Origin of the sequence: Amycolatopsis saalfeldensis (assembly GCF_900110575.1) — a bacterium.
Taxonomy (GTDB): Bacteria; Actinomycetota; Actinomycetes; order Mycobacteriales; family Pseudonocardiaceae; genus Amycolatopsis; species Amycolatopsis saalfeldensis.
This window is the reverse complement of sequence record NZ_FOEF01000019.1, coordinates 43,830-62,736: the sequence shown is the minus strand read 5'-3', so window position 1 is coordinate 62,736 and position 18,907 is coordinate 43,830. Positions and strand designations below refer to the sequence as shown.

Genomic DNA, 18,907 nt, shown 5'->3' with positions numbered 1-18,907 from the left:
CGGAAGAGCCCGGCCTAGATCTCCGGTTCCGACCAGATCTCGAGCTGGATCCCGTCCGGATCGCGGAACACCACCACCGACGAGCCTTCGAAGGTGCGTGAGGCGGTCGAGGGCAGGTAGGACACGCCGAATTCGGCGAGCCGCGCCTCCCAGTCGACCAGCTCGGCCTTGGACGACACCGAGAACGCGACGTGGTCGAGGCCGGTGCGGCGCTCGTCGAACTCGCGGCGTTCGGTGTCCGGGTGCTGCACGAGGACCACGGAGAAGCCGTCGCCCGCCGATCTCAGCACCACCTTGTGGATCCCCGTGTCCGGATCCTCGCGGCGGTGGCTTTCCTCGAGGTCGAGCACACGCGCGTACCAGGGGACGCTTCGGTCCACATCGGTCACGGTGAGCGCCAGATGGTGCACAGACGTGAGCTTGGGCATGACTAGAACGGCCGTCCTTTCGACCCCCCATTTACGCACCTCGGTGCGCTTTCCAGTGCGGTTTCACCCGCCGCCGGGCGTCACCCACCCCGTGAACCGCCGGCTCCGCCAGGGTAAGACAGCCGCCACGCGACGATGGGAGGATTCACCGACTTCCCCTACGAATCGTGATCTCCTCGTCGCCGGGCGTCCCACAAGCCGGGATGACGCCGGTCCGAGACCCGTCTGTCACGAGAAGGTGCTTCAGCGTCCTCCGCCGACTTCGAGCACCGCGCCCGCGGTGAACGAAGCCGCCGGTGAAAGCAGCCAGAGCACCGCTTCGGCGATCTCTCCCGGCTCGCCGGGGCGGCCCATCGGGATGCCCGGGGCCAGCCGTTGCAGCCGGTCCGGCATCCCCGCGGCCGCGTGCAGGCCGGTGGCGATGAGGCCCGGCGCGACGGCGTTCACGCGCACCCCCTCCGCGGCGACCTCCTGCGCCAGGCCGAAGGTGAGCGTGTCGACCGCCGCCTTCGAAGCCGCGTAGTGCACCCACTCGCCGGCCGAGCCGGTGCGCGCCGCGGTCGAGGAGATGTTCACGATCGCGCCGCCGGGTCCGCCGTACTTCGACGACAGCCGGCGCACCGCCTCGCGGCAGCACAGGAACACCCCGCCGACGTTGACCTCCATGACCCGCCGCACGGTGGCCGCGGACTGCTCGTCCAGCCGTCCCGGTGTGTTGCCCGTGATCGCGGCGTTGTTGACCAGACCGGCCAGCGGGCCCAGCTCACCGGCGGCGTCGAACAGCTCGCTCACCTGCTGTTCGTCGGCGACGTCCGCGCGCACGGCCAGCGCCTTCTGGCCCAGCTCACGCACGCTTTCCACGACGCGCGAGGCCGGCTCGGCTTCGCCGGAGTAGTTGACCACCACGTCGTAACCGCGCCGAGCGGCCAGCTCGCACACGGACGCGCCGATGCCCCGGCTCCCGCCGGTGACGACCAGAACGCTCACAGGGCGAAGTTCACCAGCGGGAGGTTCTCCAGCACGAGGTCGGCGCGGTCGCGGGTGCTCGAGATGAGGTCGGCGTTGCGCTGGTCGGAGCCGAGCGCGCGCTGCCGGGCCTCGACCAGTGACCGGCCGTAACGGCGGTGGCGCGAAACCAGCCGCTCGATCCGCTCGGGCTCGTCCGGCGCCAGGTACCAGGCCTCGGTGAGGTGCTGGCGAACGCCGCTCCACGGGTCGTCCGGCAGCAGCAGGTAGTTGCCCTCCGTGATGACCAGCTGGACCTCCGGCGCGACGGGGACCGCGCCCGCGATCGGCTCCTCGATCTCCCGGCGGAATTCCGGCGCGTAGACGGTCTCGTTGCCGTCCGCGAGCCGGCGGATCAGGTGGACGTACCCGGCGGCGTCGAAGGTGTCGGGGGCGCCCTTGCGGTCGGTGCGGCCGAGCCGCCGCAGCTCCACCTGCGCGAGGTGGAAGCCGTCCATGCCGACGACGGCGGCGCGCGAGCCCAGCGCGTTCGCGATCGCCCAGGCCAGCGTGGTCTTGCCGGACGCGGGCGCGCCGATGATGCCCAGCACGCAACGCTGCCGCGGCTTGGCGAGCCCTTCGGCCCGTGTCAGGAGGTCCTCGAACGCCGTCATCGCACTCCCTTTCCCAGCTCCCTGATCGCGGCCGTCCACGACCTCGGCCCCACGTGGCGGACGCGCTCGGCGGCCACCTCGTTCGCGTGCCGGACCCAGCCGGCCACGTCGTTTCCCAGGCCTGCCACCGCGAAGGCGAGCGCGCCGTGCCAGACGTCGCCTGCCCCCAGTGTGTCCCGCGCGGCGACCGCGGGGACAGCCACCTCACCCGAGTCTTCCCCAGCGCTCCAGCGCACCGGATCCGGGCCCGCCGTGGTGATCACGACGGGCACCCCGCGCGCGGTCAGACTCGGCCCGGGAACGCGGAAGTGCGCGGAGCAGGCGGCGACGTCGACCAGCGGGAGCAGCTCGTCCAGCACCGGTTTCCAGCTGCCCGCGTCGAGGACCACCGGCACGCCTCGCTCCTTCGCGGCGCGCGCGGTCTTCAGCGCCAACGCCGGGTGATGGCCGTCGACGAGCACGGCACTGACACCGTCGAGATCAGGCTCGGGGACGGGGAAGTCGGCCTGCGCGGCGGCGTTGCGCGAGACGACCGTTCGCTCCCCGTCGTGGTCACGGACGGCGACCGCGCTCACGGACGGCGGCGTCGCCAGGCCGGGCGCGAGATCAACGACGCGGACCCCGCACGTGGCGAGGTCCGCGCGGGCGAGTGCGGCCAACGGGTGCGCGCCGAGCACCGTCACGAGGGTCGCCTCCGCGCCGAGCGCGGCCACGGTCACCGCGGCGTTCGTCGCGGGCCCACCGGCCGCGACGTCCACCGCGAGTGACTGCACCTTCTCGCCCGGCGCCGGGAAATCGGCGACCCGCTGGACGACGTCGACGGTGCACAGGCCCGCCAGCAGCACTCTCACCTCAGGTCAGCCCGGCGTGGGTGGTGGCCGCGACCTCGGCCACCTCGCCGTTCTCGTCGAGCCGCAGCGCGCCGGTCAGCAGGCCGACGACCTGGTTCATGGTGTGCGTCTTCGGCGAGACCAGGGCGACCCGCTTGCCGAGCCGGTGCACGTGGATGCGGTCCGCGATGTCGAACACGTGCGGCATGTTGTGGCTGATCAGCACCACCGGCAGGCCGCGATCCCGGATGCGCCCGATCAGCTCCAGCACCTTCGCCGACTCCGCGACGCCCAGCGCGGCCGTCGGCTCGTCCATGATCACGGCCTTGGTGCCGAACGCCGCCGCCCGAGCGACCGCGACACCCTGGCGCTGGCCGCCGGAAAGCGTCTCCACGGCCTGCGTGATCGACTTGACCTGGATGCCCAGCTCGTCCAGGATCCGCTGCGCCTCGCTGCGCATCTCCGCGGTGTCCAGCTTGCGCGCCAGCAATCCGAACGGCCCGCCGCGCCGCTTTTCCCGGCCCAGGAACATGTTCGACGCGATGTCCAGCGCCGGCGCCACGGCCAGGTCCTGGTACACCGTCTCGATCCCGTAGTGCCGGGCGTCCAGCGGGGTCTTGAAGTGGACGGTCTTGCCGTCCACCTTGATCTCGCCGGCGTCGGGGACCACCGCCCCGGACAACGCCTTGATCAGGCTGGACTTGCCGGCGCCGTTGTCGCCGACCACGGCGAGCACCTCGCCCGGGTACAGGTCGAAGTCGGCGCCGTCGATCGCGGTCACCCGGCCGTAGCGCTTCACCAGGCCGCGGGCCGACAGCGTGGTCTCCTTGGCAGAAGTCATGACTGCTGGCCCCTCCGTGCGATCCGGTCCACGACCACCGCGACGATCAGCAACGCGCCGGTCGCGAGGTCCTGGTAGTTGCCGTCCACGCCCATCTGCGTCAGCCCCGAGCGCAGCACCGCCACGACCAGCGCGCCGAACAGCGTGCCGAGCACCGAGCCGCGGCCGCCGAACAGGCTGGTGCCGCCCAGCACCACGGCGGTGATGGAGTCGAGGTTGCCGAGCTGGAACTGGTTCGGGTCGGCGTTCGGCGTGCGGCCGAGCGCCTGCCACGCGGCGATGCCGAAGCACACGCCCGCGACGACGTACACGGAGATCACCGTGCGGTTGACCTTGATCCCGGACAGCCGCGCCGACTCCGGAGCGTTGCCCACGGCGTAAACGTGCTTGCCCCACGCGGTTTTCGTGAGCGCGTACCAGACGATCAGGAACATGATCAGCGCGAGCGTCATGCCGTAGGTGATCGGGATGCCGCCGAAGAGGAACCGCTTGGTGCCGAGCCATTGCAGCAGCCCGTCGGTCACCGGCACGGCCTGGCCGCCCGCGATCAGCTTCGCCACGGCGGTCAGGCCGGTGAACGTGCCGAGCGTGATGATGAAGGCAGGCAGCTTGATCCGCGTCGCCAGCGTCCCGATGAACAGGCCGACCACCACGGTCAGGATCACGCCCACGATCAGCGCGAAGAAGCCGTTCGAGCCCGCCGCGGCCAGCTTCGCCATCACCAGCGTGGCCACGACCATCGACGACGCGTTGGACAGGTCGATGCCGGCGATCAGGATGATCAGCGTCTGGCCGAGCGCCAGCGTGCCGACCACCAGCGACTGCTGGACCACTGTGGACAGATTGTCGAGGTCGAAGAACGTGTCCGTGGCAAGGGAGAACACCACGATGGCCACGATCAACGCCAGCGCGGGCCCCACGGCCGGGGCCCGGAGGAGGAACTCGCCGAGCGACTCGCGCTCACGGTTCCCGTTCACCGTCGCGGTGGTCATTTCGTGCCTCCCCAGCAGTTCTGCAGGCCCCACGCGGTGTTCTGGCTCGGCACGCCGGGCATCGGCTTGTCGGTGATCACCGCGGACCCGGTGTTGACGAAGCCGGCCGGCTTCTTGCCGGTCTTGGCGTACTGGACCGCCGCGAGCACGCCCTGCTCGGCCATCTTCTTCGGGAACTGCATCACCGTGGTGGCGTACAGGCCGTCCTTGACGTTCTGGACGCCCTCGCAGCCGCCGTCGATCGAGCCCATCACGACCTGCCCGGTCAGCCCGCGGGCCTTGAGCGCCGCGTACGCGCCGCGGCCCATCGGCTCGTTCATCGAGTAGACCGCGTTGATGTCCGTGGTGCGCTGCAACAGGTTCTCCATGCCCTGCTGCGCGAGGCTCTGGTCGCCGTTGGCCGCGGTGTGGCCCTTGATCTCCGGGGACGCGTCGGTGAGCCCGATGCCCTTCAGGAACCCGCCGTGGCGCTCGGTGTCGACGGAGCTGCCCGCGGTGCCGTCGACCATCAGCAGCTTCGGATCGGTGCCGCCCAGTGCGGCCTTCACGTACGCGCCCTGCTGCTGGCCGGCCGCGAAGTTGTCGGTCGCGAAGGTGGCGTCGACCGCGTCCGGGGGCTCGGTCGCGGTGTCGAGCGCGATCACCAGGATCCCGGCGTCACGCGCGTCCTTGATCGCCTTGAGCACGCCGGTGGACGAGCTCGGGGTGATCAGGATGGTGTTCACGCCTTGCTGGGTGAGGTTCTCGATCGCGCGGACCTGGCCGTCGTTGTCACCGTCGAACTGGCCGGCGAGCGCGCTGAAGTCCGCGCCGTTCGCCTTGGCGGCCGCGCTGGCCGAGTTGCGGAGCTCCACGAAGTACGGGTTGGTGTCGGTCTTGGTGACCAGGCCGATCTTGGCCTTGCCGCTGCCCGCCGTGTTCGTGCTGCCACCCCAGTGGCGCTCGACGGTGCACCCGGCCGTGCCGACCGCGACCGCGGCCACCAGGGCTAGTGCGGTGAGACTGCGCTGTCTCATGGAGATGCCCTCCGAAGGTGCGAGGTTGCCGATGGTCGGCAAGGTAGACAGACTCAAGGCCTGGCGCAAGCGTTTGCGCAAACGCTTGCGAGTGAACTTGGTGAAGGACTGACATGCCACAACCCCGCTCCTCACGGCCGACCCAGCGAGACATCGCGGAGCTGGCCGGGGTGTCCATCACGACGGTCTCCCACGTCGTCAACGGCACCCGCGCCGTCGCGGAGGATACGAAGGCCGCGGTGCTCCGGGCGATCGAGACCACCGGCTACACCGGCGACGCGATCGCGCGATCCCTCGTCACGGGCGGCACGCGGTCGATCGGGATGGCGGTCTCGCTGGTCGCGAACCCCTACTTCGCGGCGTTGATGCAGGCGATCGAACGGGAGGCGTCGGCGAACGGCTACACCGTCATCCTCGCCGACACCCACGACACGGCCTCGACCGAGCGTGACGTGGTCCGGGCGCTTCGCTCCCGTCGCGTCGACGGCCTGCTGATCACGCCGGCGCCCGGCGACGGCTCGGTGATCGGCGAGCTGGTCTCGCTCGACGTGCCCACGGTGCTGATCGACCGGCTCGCCACCCGCGGCGACGTCGATCAGGTCGGGGCCGAGAACATCCAGGCGACGTCGGCGCTCACGGCCCACCTCGCGTCGCTCGGGCACCGGCGGATCGGCATGATCAGCGGCGTCCCCGGGCTGACCACCTCGGAGGAGCGGGTGCTCGGCTACCGGCTGGGACTGGGCCGCTCCGGGCTGACCTGGTCGCCGGATCTGGTGGCGTGCGGGCATTCCGCACGCGAGGGCGGGGCGCTGGCGCTGAGCACCCTGCTCGCGCTGCCCGAGCCGCCGACGGCACTGGTGGTGGCCAACGACAGCATGATGGTGGGCGTCCTGCACGAGGCCCGGCGGCGCGGGCTGCGGATCGGCGGCGACCTGCCGGTGGTGGTCTACGACGAGGTCGAGTGGGCCGATCTGGTCGAGCCGCCGCTGACCACGATGGCGCAGCCGATCGAGGACATCGGCCGCCGGGCCGTGCGGCTGCTGCTGGCCCGGCTGGCGGACCCGGGCCGCGCCGCCGAAACCGTCCGGCTGCCGCCGACGCTGCGGCATCGGAGGTCGTGCGGTTGCCCGGAAGTGCCCTAGCCGTTCACTCGGATTGGTGAACCTGAGCAAGTCGGCCGTTCTGACGTCCCAGCCGGGCCCGGCCAGAGGTTACCGTTGGGTAGGTAACTACTACGAGAGCACGGGAAATGACCGCTCTGGCGCCGGAGATGCCCCTCTGGACCCCACCGGTGACGCGCCGGTTCGGGGTGGCCATGGGCATGCACGCGAGCCCGTACTCCGGCGAGCTGCTGCGGGCCATGCGGGCGGCCGCCGCGCGGACGGGCTGCGACCTCGTGCTCGCCGACACCCGCGACGTCGTCAGCGAAGAGGCCGCGGTGGTGCGCGCGCTCGGGGCCGATCGCCTCGACGGCGTCCTGCTGGTCCCGGCACCCGGCGACGACGCGGTGATCAACGGGCTGGTGCGCACGGGAGTCCCCACGGTGCTCGTCGACCGGATCGCCGGCCGCAACGACGTCGACCAGGTCGGCTCCGAGAACATCCAGGCCGTTTCGGCGCTGGTGCAGCACTTGGCCGGACGGCGGCACCGCCGGATCGCGATGATCACCGGCGAAGAGGGCTCGACGGTCAGCGAGGAGCGCGCGCTCGGCTACCGGCTCGGCATCGGCCGCGCGGGCCTGCGGTTCAACTCCGAGCTGGTGGCCTGCGGCATGTCCTCGCCCGGCGGGGCGGCGCGCGCGGCCGCCCGGCTGCTCGACGGCTGGCCCTCGCCGTCCGCGATCGTGGTCGGCGGCGAGTCGATGCTCATCGGCGTCCAGTGGGAGGCCCATCGCCGCGGCATCCGCATCGGGTCGGAGCTGGCGGTGGTCGGCTACGGCGACATGGAGTGGGCCCGCACGGTCTCGCCCGCCGTCACCACGATGGCGCAGCCGATCGCCGAAATCGGGCGCAAGGCCGTTGAGCTGCTGCTTTCCCGCGTGACCGACGCGAGCCGGCGTCCCGAAGCGGTCCGGCTGGCCCCCCGCTTCCTGCACGGCGCGTCCTGCGGCTGCTGAACCGCTCAGGCCAGGGTCGCGGCGGCTTCCAGGAGCATCCACGCTCCAGTTTGGACAGACAGGTCACGCTCGGGCGCGTCCGAGGCCAGCGGCAGTGCCGGGGCCGGCCTGGACCATTCCGCGCTGAACAGCGGGCCGTTCGGGGCATCCGTGGCGCCGGACCAGCAGGCTTCGGCCGAGGCCAGCACCAGCTCGCGGGCGGTGGACGCCTCCGGCTCGGGCAGCTTGGCCGCCGCAAGCGCCAGGTAACGGGCCAGGATGGCGGCGAACAGGCCGCCGTCCCCGCCGTTCTGCCCGCGCAGGACGCCGCCGGGCGTCAGGTGCTCGGCGACGGCGCGGATGGTGCGCGCGGCGTCCTCCGGCTCGGACTGCTCCAGGCAAGCGCCCAGGTAAACGCCCTGGCAGTAGGTGAAGATGTGCTTGGCCAGCTCGCCGGTGTCGGCGTTGATGCCGTCCCAGACCAGCCCACTGGCCGGGTCGACCAGGGTGTCGCTGAGCCAGTCCGTCATCTCGCGGGCGCGGGCGGCGTCGCCCTGGCGGGCGTGGAAGATGGCGGCCGGGCCGTTCGCGGGCGCGTTCTTGAACCGGTCCCCGCGCCGCCACCAGATGCCGCCGCCGGCCTCGGCCGTCCAGCCTTCGTGCAGCTGGGCGTCGATCGCGGTCAGCGCTTCGTCTACATCGGACAGTTTCAGCGCGCGGACCCGTTGCAGGGCAAGGCCGAGCCACGCGATGTCGTCGTAGTACTCGTTGGTCCAGCGGCCGAAGTTGCGGGAGCGCACCGACGTGACGAATCGGCCGATCAGGGCCCCGCGCTCGGTCGACGGTGTGCGCAGCTGGGCGTCGACGAGGGTGTCCAGCAGGTGCGCCTGCCACCAGTAGTTCCAGTGCCAGTGCAGCCGCTGCCCGAGGCTGGGCGGCCACCCGCTGCGGCCCAGCACGGTCCCCGGACGGCCCCAGACCCGGCGCAGGTGCCGGGCGCACACGGCCCGCTCGGCGGTGGCGGCGCGATCGGCCCAGTCAACGGTCATCCCACGATGATGCCCCGTTCCAGGGACGCGCGCACTCCGTCCTTTGTGGAGCTCACCAGGCCTGGGACAGGTCCGCGTGCCGGCGCACCCAGGAGTGCATCACGATGCCCGCCGCGACGCCCGCGTTGATCGAGCGCGTGGTGCCGAACTGGGCGATCGACACCACCAGCGCGGCGACCGACTGGGCCTCCGCCGAAAGCCCGGGGCCCTCCTGGCCGAAGAGCAGCAGGCATTCGCGCGGCAACTCGGCCGTCTCGACCGGCTGGGAGCCCGGGGTGTTGTCCACGGCGACCAGCGCGAGCCCCGACTCCGCGCAGAACGTGAGCAGCCCGCTCACGTCCTCGTGGTGCCGCAGGTGCTGGTAGCGGTCCGTGACCATCGCGCCGCGGCGGTTCCAGCGGCGGCGGCCGACGATGTGCACCTCCGCGGCGGCGAAGGCGTTCGCGGTGCGGACCACGGTGCCGATGTTGTGGTCGTGCTGGAAGTTCTCGATCGCCACGTGGAACGGGTGCCGCCGGGAGTCCACATCGGACACGATGGCCTCACGGCGCCAGTAGCGGTAGGCGTCGACCACGTTGCGGCGGTCGCCGTTCGCCAGCAGCTCGGGGTCGTAGCGCGGATCGTCCGGCCATGGCCCCGGCCACGGTCCGACACCGACCTCTTCGCGGCCCACCCACTCGGTGGGGCCGATCTCGTGGGATTCCGTCGTCATCGACGACGATTCTCGCTCAGCCCAGGCGGACGCGGTGCGCCGCGGGGTCCTCGTGGCGGTGACGCCAGCGCTGGTAGGCACCGACGTAGGAGAAGACCAGCAGGCCCAGCGCCACAACGACGACCACCGGCAGCAGCGAACGCGGGATCACCGTGTCGTAGAGGTAGTACGCGTTGAAGCCGCCCGGCAGGTCGCCGAGGCCCTCCTGATGGCGGAAGAAGTTCTCCGCCGCGGTGAGCGGGCACGGCACCGGCGTGACGTTGACCAGCACGCCCCAGACCGCGAAGAACACATGCACGAAGACGAGCTTGGGCCAGCGCCAGGCGAGGAAGCCGCCGAGCCCGATGAACAACAGGGCCAGGATGTGCACCGCGACCGTGAGGTCGGCGAGGAAATGAGCCACCGATTCGTTCACCGTCGCGCCCCCTTCCCGAACCCCCCACCAGCGACGATACTCCGCTGAAGTCGTGTGGGAGCAGGAAAAAAGGCTGCTCGCTGTGATGTTCAACCCACAGGAGCAACCTGTTCACCCAGGCGGTAACGGAGGAGTCACTCCGGGTGGGGCGCCTACTGGACGCGATCCCCGCCGGAAGAAGGCTCCTCGTCGGTGCTCGGGATGTAGACGTCGCCGACGTTGATGTTCACCTCGACGACCTCCAGCCCGGTCATCCGCTCGATCGACCCGACCACGTTGCGCCGCACGGCCCGGGCCAGCTCGGCGATGGGCACGCCGTACTCGACGACGAGCTCCAGGTCCACCGCGGCCTGCTTCGCGCCGACCTCGACGCTCACGCCCTGGCCGGCACTGGCGGACGCGCCCGGGATGCGGTCGCGCAGCGCGCCGAACGCCCGCGCGGCCCCGCCGCCGAGCGCGTGCACGCCGGAGACCTCACGCGTCGCGAGGCCGGCGATCTTCTGCACCACGGTGTCGGCGATCGTGGTGGTGCCGTGCTCGGTGACGAGCGGGCTGGTGTCCGTCCTGGTGGCCACCTCGGCCGTCTTCACCACCGGCTTCTCGGCGGTGCCGCGGCCGGCCTGCTTCACGGTCTTCTCGACGGTCGTCATCAGGTTCCTCCCTCGATTGCCTTGTTCACACAACGGTTTCTTGCCCCGTTCGCCCTATCGACACACCTACCCGGCCATCGTCACGACCCGATCGTGTGGACTTCAGAACGCCGCGCCGTCGATGTCGGTGACGACCAGCCGCAGCTTCGCCGAGTCCCACTCGGTGCCGTCGAGGACCGCGCGCACCGCGTCGGCCGCCGCGTCCAGCAACGGCGGAAGCGGCAGCCGGGTCGCGATCAGGCGGATCTGCACCGTTTCCGGATCGAGGTCGACGGCCGTGCCGGACCAGTCGCCGGGCACCCACGAGTGCTCCGGCGCGATCGGCGTCGCCGGCCGCAGGCCGTCCACCTTTTCCAGCGCGGCGACGATGCGGTCCGTCGTCTCGCGGGCGGTCGTGGTCGTCACCGGCCCTCCGGCTCGATCGGCGCGACGGGATCGATGTCCAGCACGGACACGAGCACCTCGGTCACGGCCAGCCCGGTCTGCTCGGCGACCACCCGCGTCACCGAGCGCTGCACCGCGCGGCCGACGGCGGCGGCCTGGTCGACGCCGGAGGTCACGAGGTCGACCTGCACGGTCAGCCGCCCGTCGGCGCTGCGCACGCGGACGCCGTCGGCCGGCGCCGGGTCGAGCCCCTTCCACCGCTGGCGCGCCGCCCGCGTCCACGCCGTGACCAGCCCGACCAGGCCCGGTTCGAGCCGCACCACCCCCGGGGTGGCGAGCGCGGCCCGCGCCGCGACACTCGCCACCACCGGGTCCGCGATCACGTACTCGGCCTCGACTGTCATTCCCCGTCCTCGTACACGTCTTCCACCAGCAGGTCCAGCTTCGCGAGCGAGAGTCCCACTCGTGCCGCGGCCGCGGCCACGACGCGCTCGCGCACCCTGGCCAACGTCTCGCCGCCGTCCCGGTTCCCGAGCCGGACGACCAGGGTGAGCTCGACTTCGACGACGCTCGCACCGTCGGAGTCGACGCCCGCCTTCCGCACCCGGCACCGCCGGGCCCGGACCCCGCCGGCCGAGTCCGCGGCGTAGCGCAGGATCACCGCGACGGCCTGCTCGCTCACCTCGACCCCGCCGGGCTCCGGCGTCGGCAGGCTCAGCATCTGCCCGCGCCGCACCTCCGCGCGGACCGCCGACATGATGCGCCCCACCAGGTCCGGCGGGACCGGGTCGGGCTCGTCGACCAGCTCCTGGGTCGCCTCGCGCAGGGCCAGCAGGCTCTCCCGCGCGGTGCGGCAGTGGGGGCAGGTCAGTTCGTGCTCGTCCGCGTGCCCGGACCCGACCTCGTCGAGCCGGTCCCAGACCGTGTCCAGGTCCCGGCCGCACGGGAGTTCGTAACTCTGGTTCACCGCCACGGCTTCATCACCTCCGCCAGCTGCGCGCGGGCCCGCGCGATGCGGCCACGCACCGCCGTCCCGTTGGCACCGACGACCTCGCCGATCTCGTCGTAGGAGCGACCGTGGACCTCACGCAGCAGCCAGCACGCGCGTTGCTGCGGGGTGAGCTGCTGCAGTGCCTCGTTCAGCGCGGCCAGCTGGCCGCTGACCTGCGCCGCGTGCTCCGGCTGGGTGTCCGTCCGCGGGGACTCGGCCAGGTCGAGGTCGACGTCGGCGAGTGGGCGGCGGGCCCGGATCACGTTGAGGCAGCGGTTCGTCGTGCTCCGGTAGAGCCAGCCGACGAACGCGCTGTTGTCACTGAGCTGCTCCAGCTTGCGCCACGCACCGAGGAACACCTCCTGCACGACGTCCTCGGCGTCGCCGCGATGGTTGAGCATCTTCACGGCGAGCCGGAACATCGGTCCCTGGTAGCGCAGCACCAGCTGTTCGTACGCCCGGACGTCGCCGTCGCGAGCGCGGCCCACGAGGGTCACGTCGTCGAGCGGTGTTCCGGGCTCCGCGCTGGCTGTCGTCACGGCACCTCCTGGAAGGAGGACACGGCGAGGCGGGCGAACGTCACGCACGCATTGTCGGTGATGGTGGTCACGGCGGCGAATCCGTGACGAATCCGTGGCAGCCCGTGTCCATCAGGCAGCGCGTCCGACCACGGGCGCCACGGGAAACGGGAGGTGCCCGATGTCCTTGGGCGACAAGATCACGGACCTCGGCGGCAAGGCCAAGGAGACCGCGGGCCAGGCGACCGGCGACGACAAGCTGCAGGCCGAGGGCCAGGCCGACCAGGCGAAGGCCGGGCTCTCCGAGGCCGTGGACAAGGTCAAGGACGCCGCCGGCGACGCCGTCGACAAGGCGAAGGACCTGTTCAAGAAGTGAGCGGACGGCAGCCCTCCGCCCTCGGGGGTGCGGAGGGCTGCCGGCTCAGTTCAGGCCGAGGTCGTCCTTGCCGAGGATGTAGCGGTACTCGAGGCCTTCCTTCTCGATGGCCTCGCGGGCGCCGGTGTCCCGGTCGACCACCGTCGCGACGCCGGCGACGATCGCTCCGGCCTCGCGCAGCGCCTCGACCGCGGTGAGCACGCTGCCGCCGGTGGTGGAGGTGTCTTCGACGGCCAGCACGCGCTGGCCGCGGACCTCCACGCCCTCGATCCGGCGCTGCATGCCGTGCTCCTTGACGGCCTTGCGCACCACGAACGCGTCGAGCACCATGCCGTCCGCCGCGGCGGAGTGCAGCATCGCCAGCGCGACCGGGTCGGCGCCGAGGGTGAGGCCGCCGGCGGCGACGTAGTCCCAGTCGGCGGTGAGCTGCCGCAGGAGCTTGCCGATCAACGGCGCCGCCGCGTGGTGCAGGGTCGCGCGGCGGAGGTCGATGTAGTAATCGGCTTCCTTCCCGGACGAGAGAGTCACCTTGCCGTGCACCACGGCCAGTTCGGTGACCAGCCTGGCCAATTCGAGTTTCGCGGTCTGATCCAACCCGGGGTACGCCACGGCCCAGAGTCTTACACACGGCGCGGCGGGCGGCGGGTCACTCCCCGACGGCAGCCGCGTCGATCGGGCGTGCCCGCGTGGCCGCCCAGGCCGGCACCAGCGAGGCGAACAGCGCGAGCACCACGGCGATCCCGATCACGGACAGGTAGATCGAGGCCGGTCCGCTCGGCAGCACGGAATCGCTGGCCACCAGGCAGAACGGCACGATCGCGCCGGCCGAGACGACGGTGCCGAGCAGCACCCCGATCGTCGCGACCAGCCCGCCTTCGACGCCGGCCATCCGCAGCACCTGCGTGCGGGTGAAGCCGCCGAGGCGCTGCACCCCGAACTCGCGCCGTCGCCGCGCGGTGGCCATCACCAGCGTGTTCACCACCGAGATCACCGTGTACGCGATGATCATCCCGACCATCAGGTAGTTCACCCACGCGCCGACCTGGTCACCCTTCGCGTGCGCGGCGACGAGCGAATCCCGGTCGCCCACCGAAACCGGCAACCCCGCGGTCGCGGTCTTCAGGTTCGTGGTGAGCGCGGCCGCGTCGATCCCCGGGGCGGCGCGCACCAGAAGCTGCGGCGAAAGGCCGGCGGTGGTGTGCGCGGCGAGCAGCCCGGCCGGGAACACCAGGCTCTCGAACCCGGTGCGCTGGCTGACGAGCGCGACCACGCGGACGTCCGCCTGGCTGCCGTCGCCGAGCCGCAGCGTGATCCGGTCGCCGACGTTCCGGTGCAGGTCCGCGGCGACGGTGTCCGGCAGCGCGACGGTGTTGCCGGTGAGCGCGTCGAGGGTCCCCGCGGTGACTTTGACCGACAACGTCTGCGCGGCCGCTCCGCCGGTGACACCGATCGCGGCGCTGCCGTCCTGGTCCTGGCTGTCGTCGAACGGCTCGGTGACGAACACGGTGCTGGTCACGTACTCCGAAGCGCCGCCGACACCCGGCGTCCGCTGGATCCGGCGCGTCAGCTCGGGCGTCACGCCGGCGGGCGCGGCGACCACGGCGTCCGCGCGCAGGTCCTCGGTGAAAGCCTGCTGGGACACGGCTTGCTGCGTGGTCTGGAGGTAGATGTTCGCCGTCGCGATGCCGACGGCCAGCATGATCGGCGTGACCGCGCCCGACACCCGCAGCGCGCCGGCCCGGGTGTTGATCAGCGCGGTCCGCCCGACCACCCCGCCCAGCGCGCGCATCGGCAGGTGCAGCAGCGCGGCCACGAGTTTCGTGACGCCGGGGGAGATCGCCGCGACGCCGATCGCCCACAGCAGCACCGCGGGCCCGGCGGTGCTCGCCGCGACCGGGCCGGTCATCACGGCCAGCGTGACGATGCCGAGCGCCGTCCCGCCACCGAAGGACAGCATGGCGACGATCAGCCGCACCGGAGTGAGCCAGCGGCGCGGCACCGTCGATTCGGCCAGCGCCTCGGTCGGGCGGACGCGACCGGCCCGTCGGCCCGCGACGAACGCCGCGATCAGCACGGCGACCAGCGTCGCGCCCGCCGCGACGACCTTCGGGAGCCAGCCGAGGTGGAACTCGACGGCTTCGGCGACCGCGCCGGCGCCGGACAGCCGGTCGAACAGCCACCGGCCGAGCAGCGGGCCGAGTCCCGCGGCGGCCCCGGCGGCGAGCAGGCCGACCACCAGTGCCTCGCCCAGCACCATCCGGCGCAGCTGACGCGGGGTGGTGCCGATGGCGCGCAACAGGGCCAATTCCCGTTGGCGCTGCTGGGTGGAGAGCAGCAAGGTGCTCGCCACCACGAAGATGGCGACCATTGTGGACAGTCCACCGGTGACGGCGGAGAGCACGACGAGGTTGTCGCCACTCGACACGGCTTCGGGGAATTCGGCGTGGCCGCGGTCGTCGCCGGTGAGCACCACCGCGTCGCCGATCCCGGTGATCCGGCCCGCGACGGTGGCGGCGTCCTGGTCGGTGAAGACGCCGAAGTCGTCGACCTGGCCGGGGTGCCCGGCGAGGCGCTCGGCGTCGGCGGCCGCGAAGAAGACCGCGGGCTGGGTGGTGGCGTGCGGGCCTTCGGCGATCCCGGCGACCCGGTAATCGGCCGTGGCGCCGTGGGCCGCGAAGGCAAACGAACTACCTGGCGTGAGGCCTTTTTCCCCGGCCAGCGCGGCATCGACGACCACCTCACCCGCAGCGGGCGCGTGCCCGGCGGTGAGGGCGTACGGCGTCAGCACAGCGGAATCCCAAGCGTGGCCGAGCGCGCTCGCGTCGGGCAGCACGACGGGGAAGTTCAGCTCACCGACCACAGTGGACACACCGGGTGTGGCGCTAAGCCGGTCCGCGAGCGTGGCGTCGACGCGGGAACGCTCGGGCAGCGTCGCGCTCTTCGTCTTGCCTTTGTCGTCGTCGGCCGGATTGTCCCGGTACACCTGGATTTCCTGCGGACCGCTGACGACGATCGGCGCGGCCGCGAGCCGCTGCGGCGGCGCGTCGGCGCGGATGCCGGTCTCCATCAGGCCGCCGCACGCCGAGATCATCACCGCCCCGAAGAACGCGGCCACGAACGTCGCGATGAAACCGCCCTTGCGCAGGCGGAGGGTGCGCAGTGCGAGGCGGAACATCACGCACCGCCCACGGCGACCCGGCGCTGCGCGGCCCACGCGCCCAGGTGCGTCATCCGCTCGGCGACCGCCTCGGCACTCGGCCGCTGCACCTCGTCGGCCACCTGGCCGTCGGCGAGGAAGACGACCCGGTCGGCGTGCGCGGCCGCGACCGGGTCGTGCGTCACCATCACCACGGTCAGTCCGCCGCTGACCGACTGGCGGAGCAGGCCCAGCACGTCGGCCGCGGTGCGGGTGTCGAGCGCGCCAGTCGGCTCGTCGGCGAAGACCACGGCCGGGCGCGTCACCAGCGCCCGCGCGATGGCGACGCGCTGCTGCTGGCCGCCGGAAAGCTGGCCGGGCAGGTGCTTGCGGCGATCGGCGAGCCCGACGTGCGCGAGCATGTCCGCCACCAGCCGCTTGTCCACGCGCTTGCGCGCGAGCTGCAGCGGGAGCACCACGTTCTGCTGCACGGTGAGCGCGGGCAGGAGGTTGAACGCCTGGAAGACGAAGCCGACGCGGTCGCGCCGCAGCTTGGTCAGCTCGGTTTCCGACAGCTTCGCCAGGTCCTGGCCGTCGAGCCAGACCGAGCCCGAGGTCGGCCGGTCGAGGCCCGCGGCGCAGTGCAGGAAGGTGCTCTTGCCGGATCCGGACGGGCCCATCACGGCCGTGAAACCGCCGCGGGGGAAGGCCAGGCTCACCCCGCCGAGCGCCACCACCGACTCCGCGCCCCGCCCGTACTCCTTGCGGACCGCGTCGAGCCGGACCGTCTCGTTCCACCCAGTCGTCATGGGGAAAACGCTAGGCAGAACGAGGGGCGCGCACCCTGGTGCCAGCTCGCCGGGACGGGGTGGGGACAGCCCTACCTCAGGTGCGGCCGCGGTTGCCGAAGCTGCCGCTGATCCGGCGCAGCACCCCGCGCGGCAGCAGCCCGCCGACGGCGACCACCGCCTTGTACTGGAGGCTCGGCACGGAGATGACCTTGCCGCGGCGCAGGTCCGCGAGCGCCTCGTCCACCACCTGCTCGACGCCGAGCCAGAACGCCTTCGGCCCCTCCTTCTCCAGCCCCGCGCGCTGGTGGAACTCGGTGGAGGTGAAGCCGGGGCAGAGCGCCATCATCCGCAGCCCCGGCGGCAGCGACGTCGCGATGCCCTCGGTGAACGACGTGACCCAGTTCTTGCTCGCGGTGTAGGTGGAGCCGCGGCCCGAGAAGAAGCCGGCGACGCTGGAGAGGTTGATGATGTCGCCCCGGCCGCGCTCGACCATGCCGGGCAGCACGGCGCGGGTGAGGCGGAGCACGGCGGTGACGTTCACGTCGAGCTGGCGCTGCAGGGCGTCGGGCGGGATCTCCCAGAACTGCCCGCTCAGGCCGAAGCCGGCGTTGTTCACCAGCAGGTCGACCGGGCGGGCGGCGAGCAGCTCCTCGACCGCGGTGCGTCCGTCTACTTCGGACAAATCGGCGGCCACGGTCTCGACGGCGACGCCGTGGCGCTCGGCCAGCTCGGCGCCGAACGCGGTCAGTCGCGCCTCGTCGCGGGCGACGAGCACCAGGTCGTACTTCTCGGCGGCGAGGCGGCGCGCGAACTGCGCGCCGATGCCGGCGGTGGCCCCGGTGATCACGGCGGTCGTCATGACGGTCAAGGTACCCCCCGCGGCGGGGAGAGAATGTGCATTTGCGCTGGCCCGGCCGTATGGTCCGGCCCATGGGCAAGCACACCCAGCGGAAGCCCGGCTACCTGCCCAAGGTGGCCGCCAGTGCGGCACCCTTCGCACTGCTGCTCGCCGCCCCCGCTTCCGCGCTCGCCGAGCCGACCCTGCCCATCGAGGGTTTGCCGCTGGGCCACCAGGAAACCGCGACTTTCGACCATGGTCTGCACACCACCACCGACGCCGCGCACGGCTCGCTCGGCCTCACCCGCCACGACGTCCTGCCGGTCGGCGCGGGCGGCTTTTCCGCGCTCTCCGATTTCCGACACGCCCTGTCCGACACGCAGGAACTGACCGGCGGCGGTTCACTCACAGCGGTGAAGTCGGCGGGCGGCACTGCGGCGGTTTCGCGGAGCCAGCGCCACGACGTCCGGCTCGGCTCGCCGGTCCGCCTGATGAGCGGGAACGAGCAGCACTTCACGCGTTCCTGCGCCGGCACGCTCGCCCCTTCCAGCGCGGACACCTGTCTGAACGGGGTCGGCGGATCAGCGGAAAACGGCGTCTGGCTGCCCTACGGCGTCGACGCGCTCAGCCAGGACTCCGGCCAGGCCGACGCCGGGCACATCCTGTCCTTCGACGCGGGCCACTTCACGGGCGACCTCCGCGGCGGCGCCGGGGTGCACCGCTCCGCGGCACAGGCCGTGGACGCCGGTCAGCTGGGCTCGGTGGTGCTGAACTCGGAGCAGCACGGTCTGGGCCAGTTCACCGGCCGCCTCGACCACCCGCTGTCCGGAAACCTCGGCGCGAACCACATCGCCGGCGGCACCTTCGGGCCGGTCTCGGGCCTTCTCGCGACCACCCAGTCCGCCGACCCCGGCGGGGCGTCCAACTCGTTCCGCGGTTCCTTGACCGTCAACGAAGTCGGCTCCACCGGCGGTGCGGTCACTGCTTCCGGGGCGGGTGGGCGGCTGTCCTTGTCCCCGTCCGTCACGGGGGCGGCGCTGGGCCAGCCACCGGTGACGGTTTCGACGCCGCCGTTGGTGATCACGCCGCAGTAGGCGCTGGTTCAGGCCTCGTCGTCGGGGTGTTGCTGGGGCGGGGTCGGCTGGGGGCCGACTGAGCCGGAAGTGCTGGGGCCGTTCGACGGGGCCGTCGGGCGGCTGTCCATCCGCATGGTCGCTCGGGTGTCG

At 72.1% G+C, this 18,907-nt stretch carries 23 protein-coding genes; 4 read left to right on the top strand and 19 right to left on the bottom strand.

The window, feature by feature from the left end; all coding sequences use genetic code 11:
• Positions 1 to 14: 14 nt before the first annotated feature.
• The 7 genes from BMY97_RS33655 to BMY97_RS33625 form a co-directional block, all read right to left on the bottom strand.
• Positions 15 to 428: a VOC family protein gene (locus BMY97_RS33655; RefSeq protein WP_091625048.1), complete on the bottom strand. Its 414-nt coding sequence runs from the start codon at positions 426 to 428 to the stop codon at positions 15 to 17.
• Positions 429 to 671: 243 nt separating this feature from the next.
• Entirely contained in the window at positions 672 to 1,415 is a 744-nt protein-coding gene (locus tag BMY97_RS33650) for an SDR family oxidoreductase (protein WP_091625045.1), read from the bottom strand.
• Positions 1,412 to 2,047 (bottom strand): nucleoside/nucleotide kinase family protein, encoded by a 636-nt coding sequence (locus BMY97_RS33645; RefSeq protein ID WP_091625042.1) that lies wholly within the window; start codon positions 2,045 to 2,047, stop codon positions 1,412 to 1,414. The genes BMY97_RS33650 and BMY97_RS33645 overlap by 4 nt, the downstream gene beginning before the upstream one ends.
• The gene (locus BMY97_RS33640) at positions 2,044 to 2,892 is read right to left on the bottom strand and encodes a PfkB family carbohydrate kinase (RefSeq protein WP_091625038.1); all 849 of its coding nucleotides are present in this window, start codon (positions 2,890 to 2,892) and stop codon (positions 2,044 to 2,046) included. The genes BMY97_RS33645 and BMY97_RS33640 overlap by 4 nt, the downstream gene beginning before the upstream one ends.
• 7 nt (positions 2,893 to 2,899) lie before the next feature.
• The gene (locus BMY97_RS33635; protein WP_091625035.1) at positions 2,900 to 3,718 is read right to left on the bottom strand and encodes an ATP-binding cassette domain-containing protein; all 819 of its coding nucleotides are present in this window, start codon (positions 3,716 to 3,718) and stop codon (positions 2,900 to 2,902) included.
• Positions 3,715 to 4,710 (bottom strand): ABC transporter permease, encoded by a 996-nt coding sequence (locus BMY97_RS33630; protein ID WP_091625033.1) that lies wholly within the window; start codon positions 4,708 to 4,710, stop codon positions 3,715 to 3,717. Before BMY97_RS33630 ends, BMY97_RS33635 begins: the two co-directional genes overlap by 4 nt.
• Positions 4,707 to 5,726, bottom strand: a complete 1,020-nt coding sequence (locus BMY97_RS33625; RefSeq protein WP_091625402.1) for a substrate-binding domain-containing protein — start codon at positions 5,724 to 5,726, stop codon at positions 4,707 to 4,709. Before BMY97_RS33625 ends, BMY97_RS33630 begins: the two co-directional genes overlap by 4 nt.
• Before the next feature lie 113 nt (positions 5,727 to 5,839).
• Here BMY97_RS33625 and BMY97_RS33620 point away from each other — a divergent pair, with 113 nt between their 5' ends.
• Positions 5,840 to 6,868, top strand: a complete 1,029-nt coding sequence (locus BMY97_RS33620; RefSeq protein ID WP_091625030.1) for a LacI family DNA-binding transcriptional regulator — start codon at positions 5,840 to 5,842, stop codon at positions 6,866 to 6,868.
• A 107-nt stretch (positions 6,869 to 6,975) separates the two neighbouring features.
• Entirely contained in the window at positions 6,976 to 7,842 is an 867-nt protein-coding gene (locus BMY97_RS33615; RefSeq protein WP_091625027.1) for a LacI family DNA-binding transcriptional regulator, read from the top strand.
• 5 nt (positions 7,843 to 7,847) lie between these two features.
• On the opposite strand, the gene BMY97_RS33610 is transcribed toward BMY97_RS33615, so the two are convergent.
• The 8 genes from BMY97_RS33610 to BMY97_RS33575 form a co-directional block, all read right to left on the bottom strand.
• Positions 7,848 to 8,870 carry a glycoside hydrolase family 76 protein gene (locus BMY97_RS33610; protein WP_091625025.1) on the bottom strand — a complete coding sequence of 341 codons (1,023 nt, stop codon included), beginning with the start codon at positions 8,868 to 8,870 and terminating at the stop codon, positions 7,848 to 7,850.
• Between the two features lie 52 nt (positions 8,871 to 8,922).
• Entirely contained in the window at positions 8,923 to 9,582 is a 660-nt protein-coding gene (locus BMY97_RS33605; RefSeq protein WP_091625022.1) for a TrmH family RNA methyltransferase, read from the bottom strand.
• Positions 9,583 to 9,598: 16 nt separating this feature from the next.
• Entirely contained in the window at positions 9,599 to 9,985 is a 387-nt protein-coding gene (locus tag BMY97_RS33600) for a DUF2784 domain-containing protein (protein WP_091625400.1), read from the bottom strand.
• Positions 9,986 to 10,149: 164 nt separating this feature from the next.
• Complete coding sequence (locus BMY97_RS33595) at positions 10,150 to 10,647, bottom strand: Asp23/Gls24 family envelope stress response protein (RefSeq protein WP_091625019.1); 498 nt, start codon at positions 10,645 to 10,647, stop codon at positions 10,150 to 10,152.
• Positions 10,648 to 10,749: 102 nt separating this feature from the next.
• Positions 10,750 to 11,052: a hypothetical protein gene (locus BMY97_RS33590; RefSeq protein WP_091625017.1), complete on the bottom strand. Its 303-nt coding sequence runs from the start codon at positions 11,050 to 11,052 to the stop codon at positions 10,750 to 10,752.
• On the bottom strand, positions 11,049 to 11,435 hold the full coding sequence (locus BMY97_RS33585; protein WP_091625015.1) for an Asp23/Gls24 family envelope stress response protein: 387 nt from the start codon (positions 11,433 to 11,435) through the stop codon (positions 11,049 to 11,051). The genes BMY97_RS33590 and BMY97_RS33585 overlap by 4 nt, the downstream gene beginning before the upstream one ends.
• Positions 11,432 to 12,004, bottom strand: a complete 573-nt coding sequence (locus BMY97_RS33580) for an anti-sigma factor (RefSeq protein ID WP_091625012.1) — start codon at positions 12,002 to 12,004, stop codon at positions 11,432 to 11,434. Before BMY97_RS33580 ends, BMY97_RS33585 begins: the two co-directional genes overlap by 4 nt.
• Positions 11,995 to 12,561, bottom strand: a complete 567-nt coding sequence (locus BMY97_RS33575) for an RNA polymerase sigma factor (protein ID WP_091625009.1) — start codon at positions 12,559 to 12,561, stop codon at positions 11,995 to 11,997. The genes BMY97_RS33580 and BMY97_RS33575 overlap by 10 nt, the downstream gene beginning before the upstream one ends.
• Before the next feature lie 160 nt (positions 12,562 to 12,721).
• Between BMY97_RS33575 and BMY97_RS33570 the strand changes: the two genes are divergently transcribed.
• Positions 12,722 to 12,916 carry a CsbD family protein gene (locus BMY97_RS33570; RefSeq protein ID WP_091625007.1) on the top strand — a complete coding sequence of 65 codons (195 nt, stop codon included), beginning with the start codon at positions 12,722 to 12,724 and terminating at the stop codon, positions 12,914 to 12,916.
• A gap of 45 nt (positions 12,917 to 12,961) precedes the next feature.
• On the opposite strand, the gene pyrE is transcribed toward BMY97_RS33570, so the two are convergent.
• The 4 genes from pyrE to BMY97_RS33550 form a co-directional block, all read right to left on the bottom strand.
• Complete coding sequence (gene pyrE / locus BMY97_RS33565) at positions 12,962 to 13,525, bottom strand: orotate phosphoribosyltransferase (protein WP_091625005.1); 564 nt, start codon at positions 13,523 to 13,525, stop codon at positions 12,962 to 12,964.
• A gap of 37 nt (positions 13,526 to 13,562) precedes the next feature.
• A complete protein-coding gene (locus tag BMY97_RS33560; RefSeq protein ID WP_091625002.1) occupies positions 13,563 to 16,091 on the bottom strand; it encodes an ABC transporter permease in 2,529 nt (842 codons plus the stop codon).
• Entirely contained in the window at positions 16,091 to 16,861 is a 771-nt protein-coding gene (locus BMY97_RS33555; RefSeq protein ID WP_091625001.1) for an ABC transporter ATP-binding protein, read from the bottom strand. The genes BMY97_RS33560 and BMY97_RS33555 overlap by 1 nt, the downstream gene beginning before the upstream one ends.
• Positions 16,862 to 16,937: 76 nt before the next feature.
• Positions 16,938 to 17,702 carry an SDR family NAD(P)-dependent oxidoreductase gene (locus tag BMY97_RS33550; protein WP_091624999.1) on the bottom strand — a complete coding sequence of 255 codons (765 nt, stop codon included), beginning with the start codon at positions 17,700 to 17,702 and terminating at the stop codon, positions 16,938 to 16,940.
• Positions 17,703 to 17,773: 71 nt separating this feature from the next.
• Here BMY97_RS33550 and BMY97_RS33545 point away from each other — a divergent pair, with 71 nt between their 5' ends.
• Complete coding sequence (locus tag BMY97_RS33545) at positions 17,774 to 18,775, top strand: hypothetical protein (protein ID WP_091624996.1); 1,002 nt, start codon at positions 17,774 to 17,776, stop codon at positions 18,773 to 18,775.
• Positions 18,776 to 18,907 lie beyond the last annotated feature (132 nt).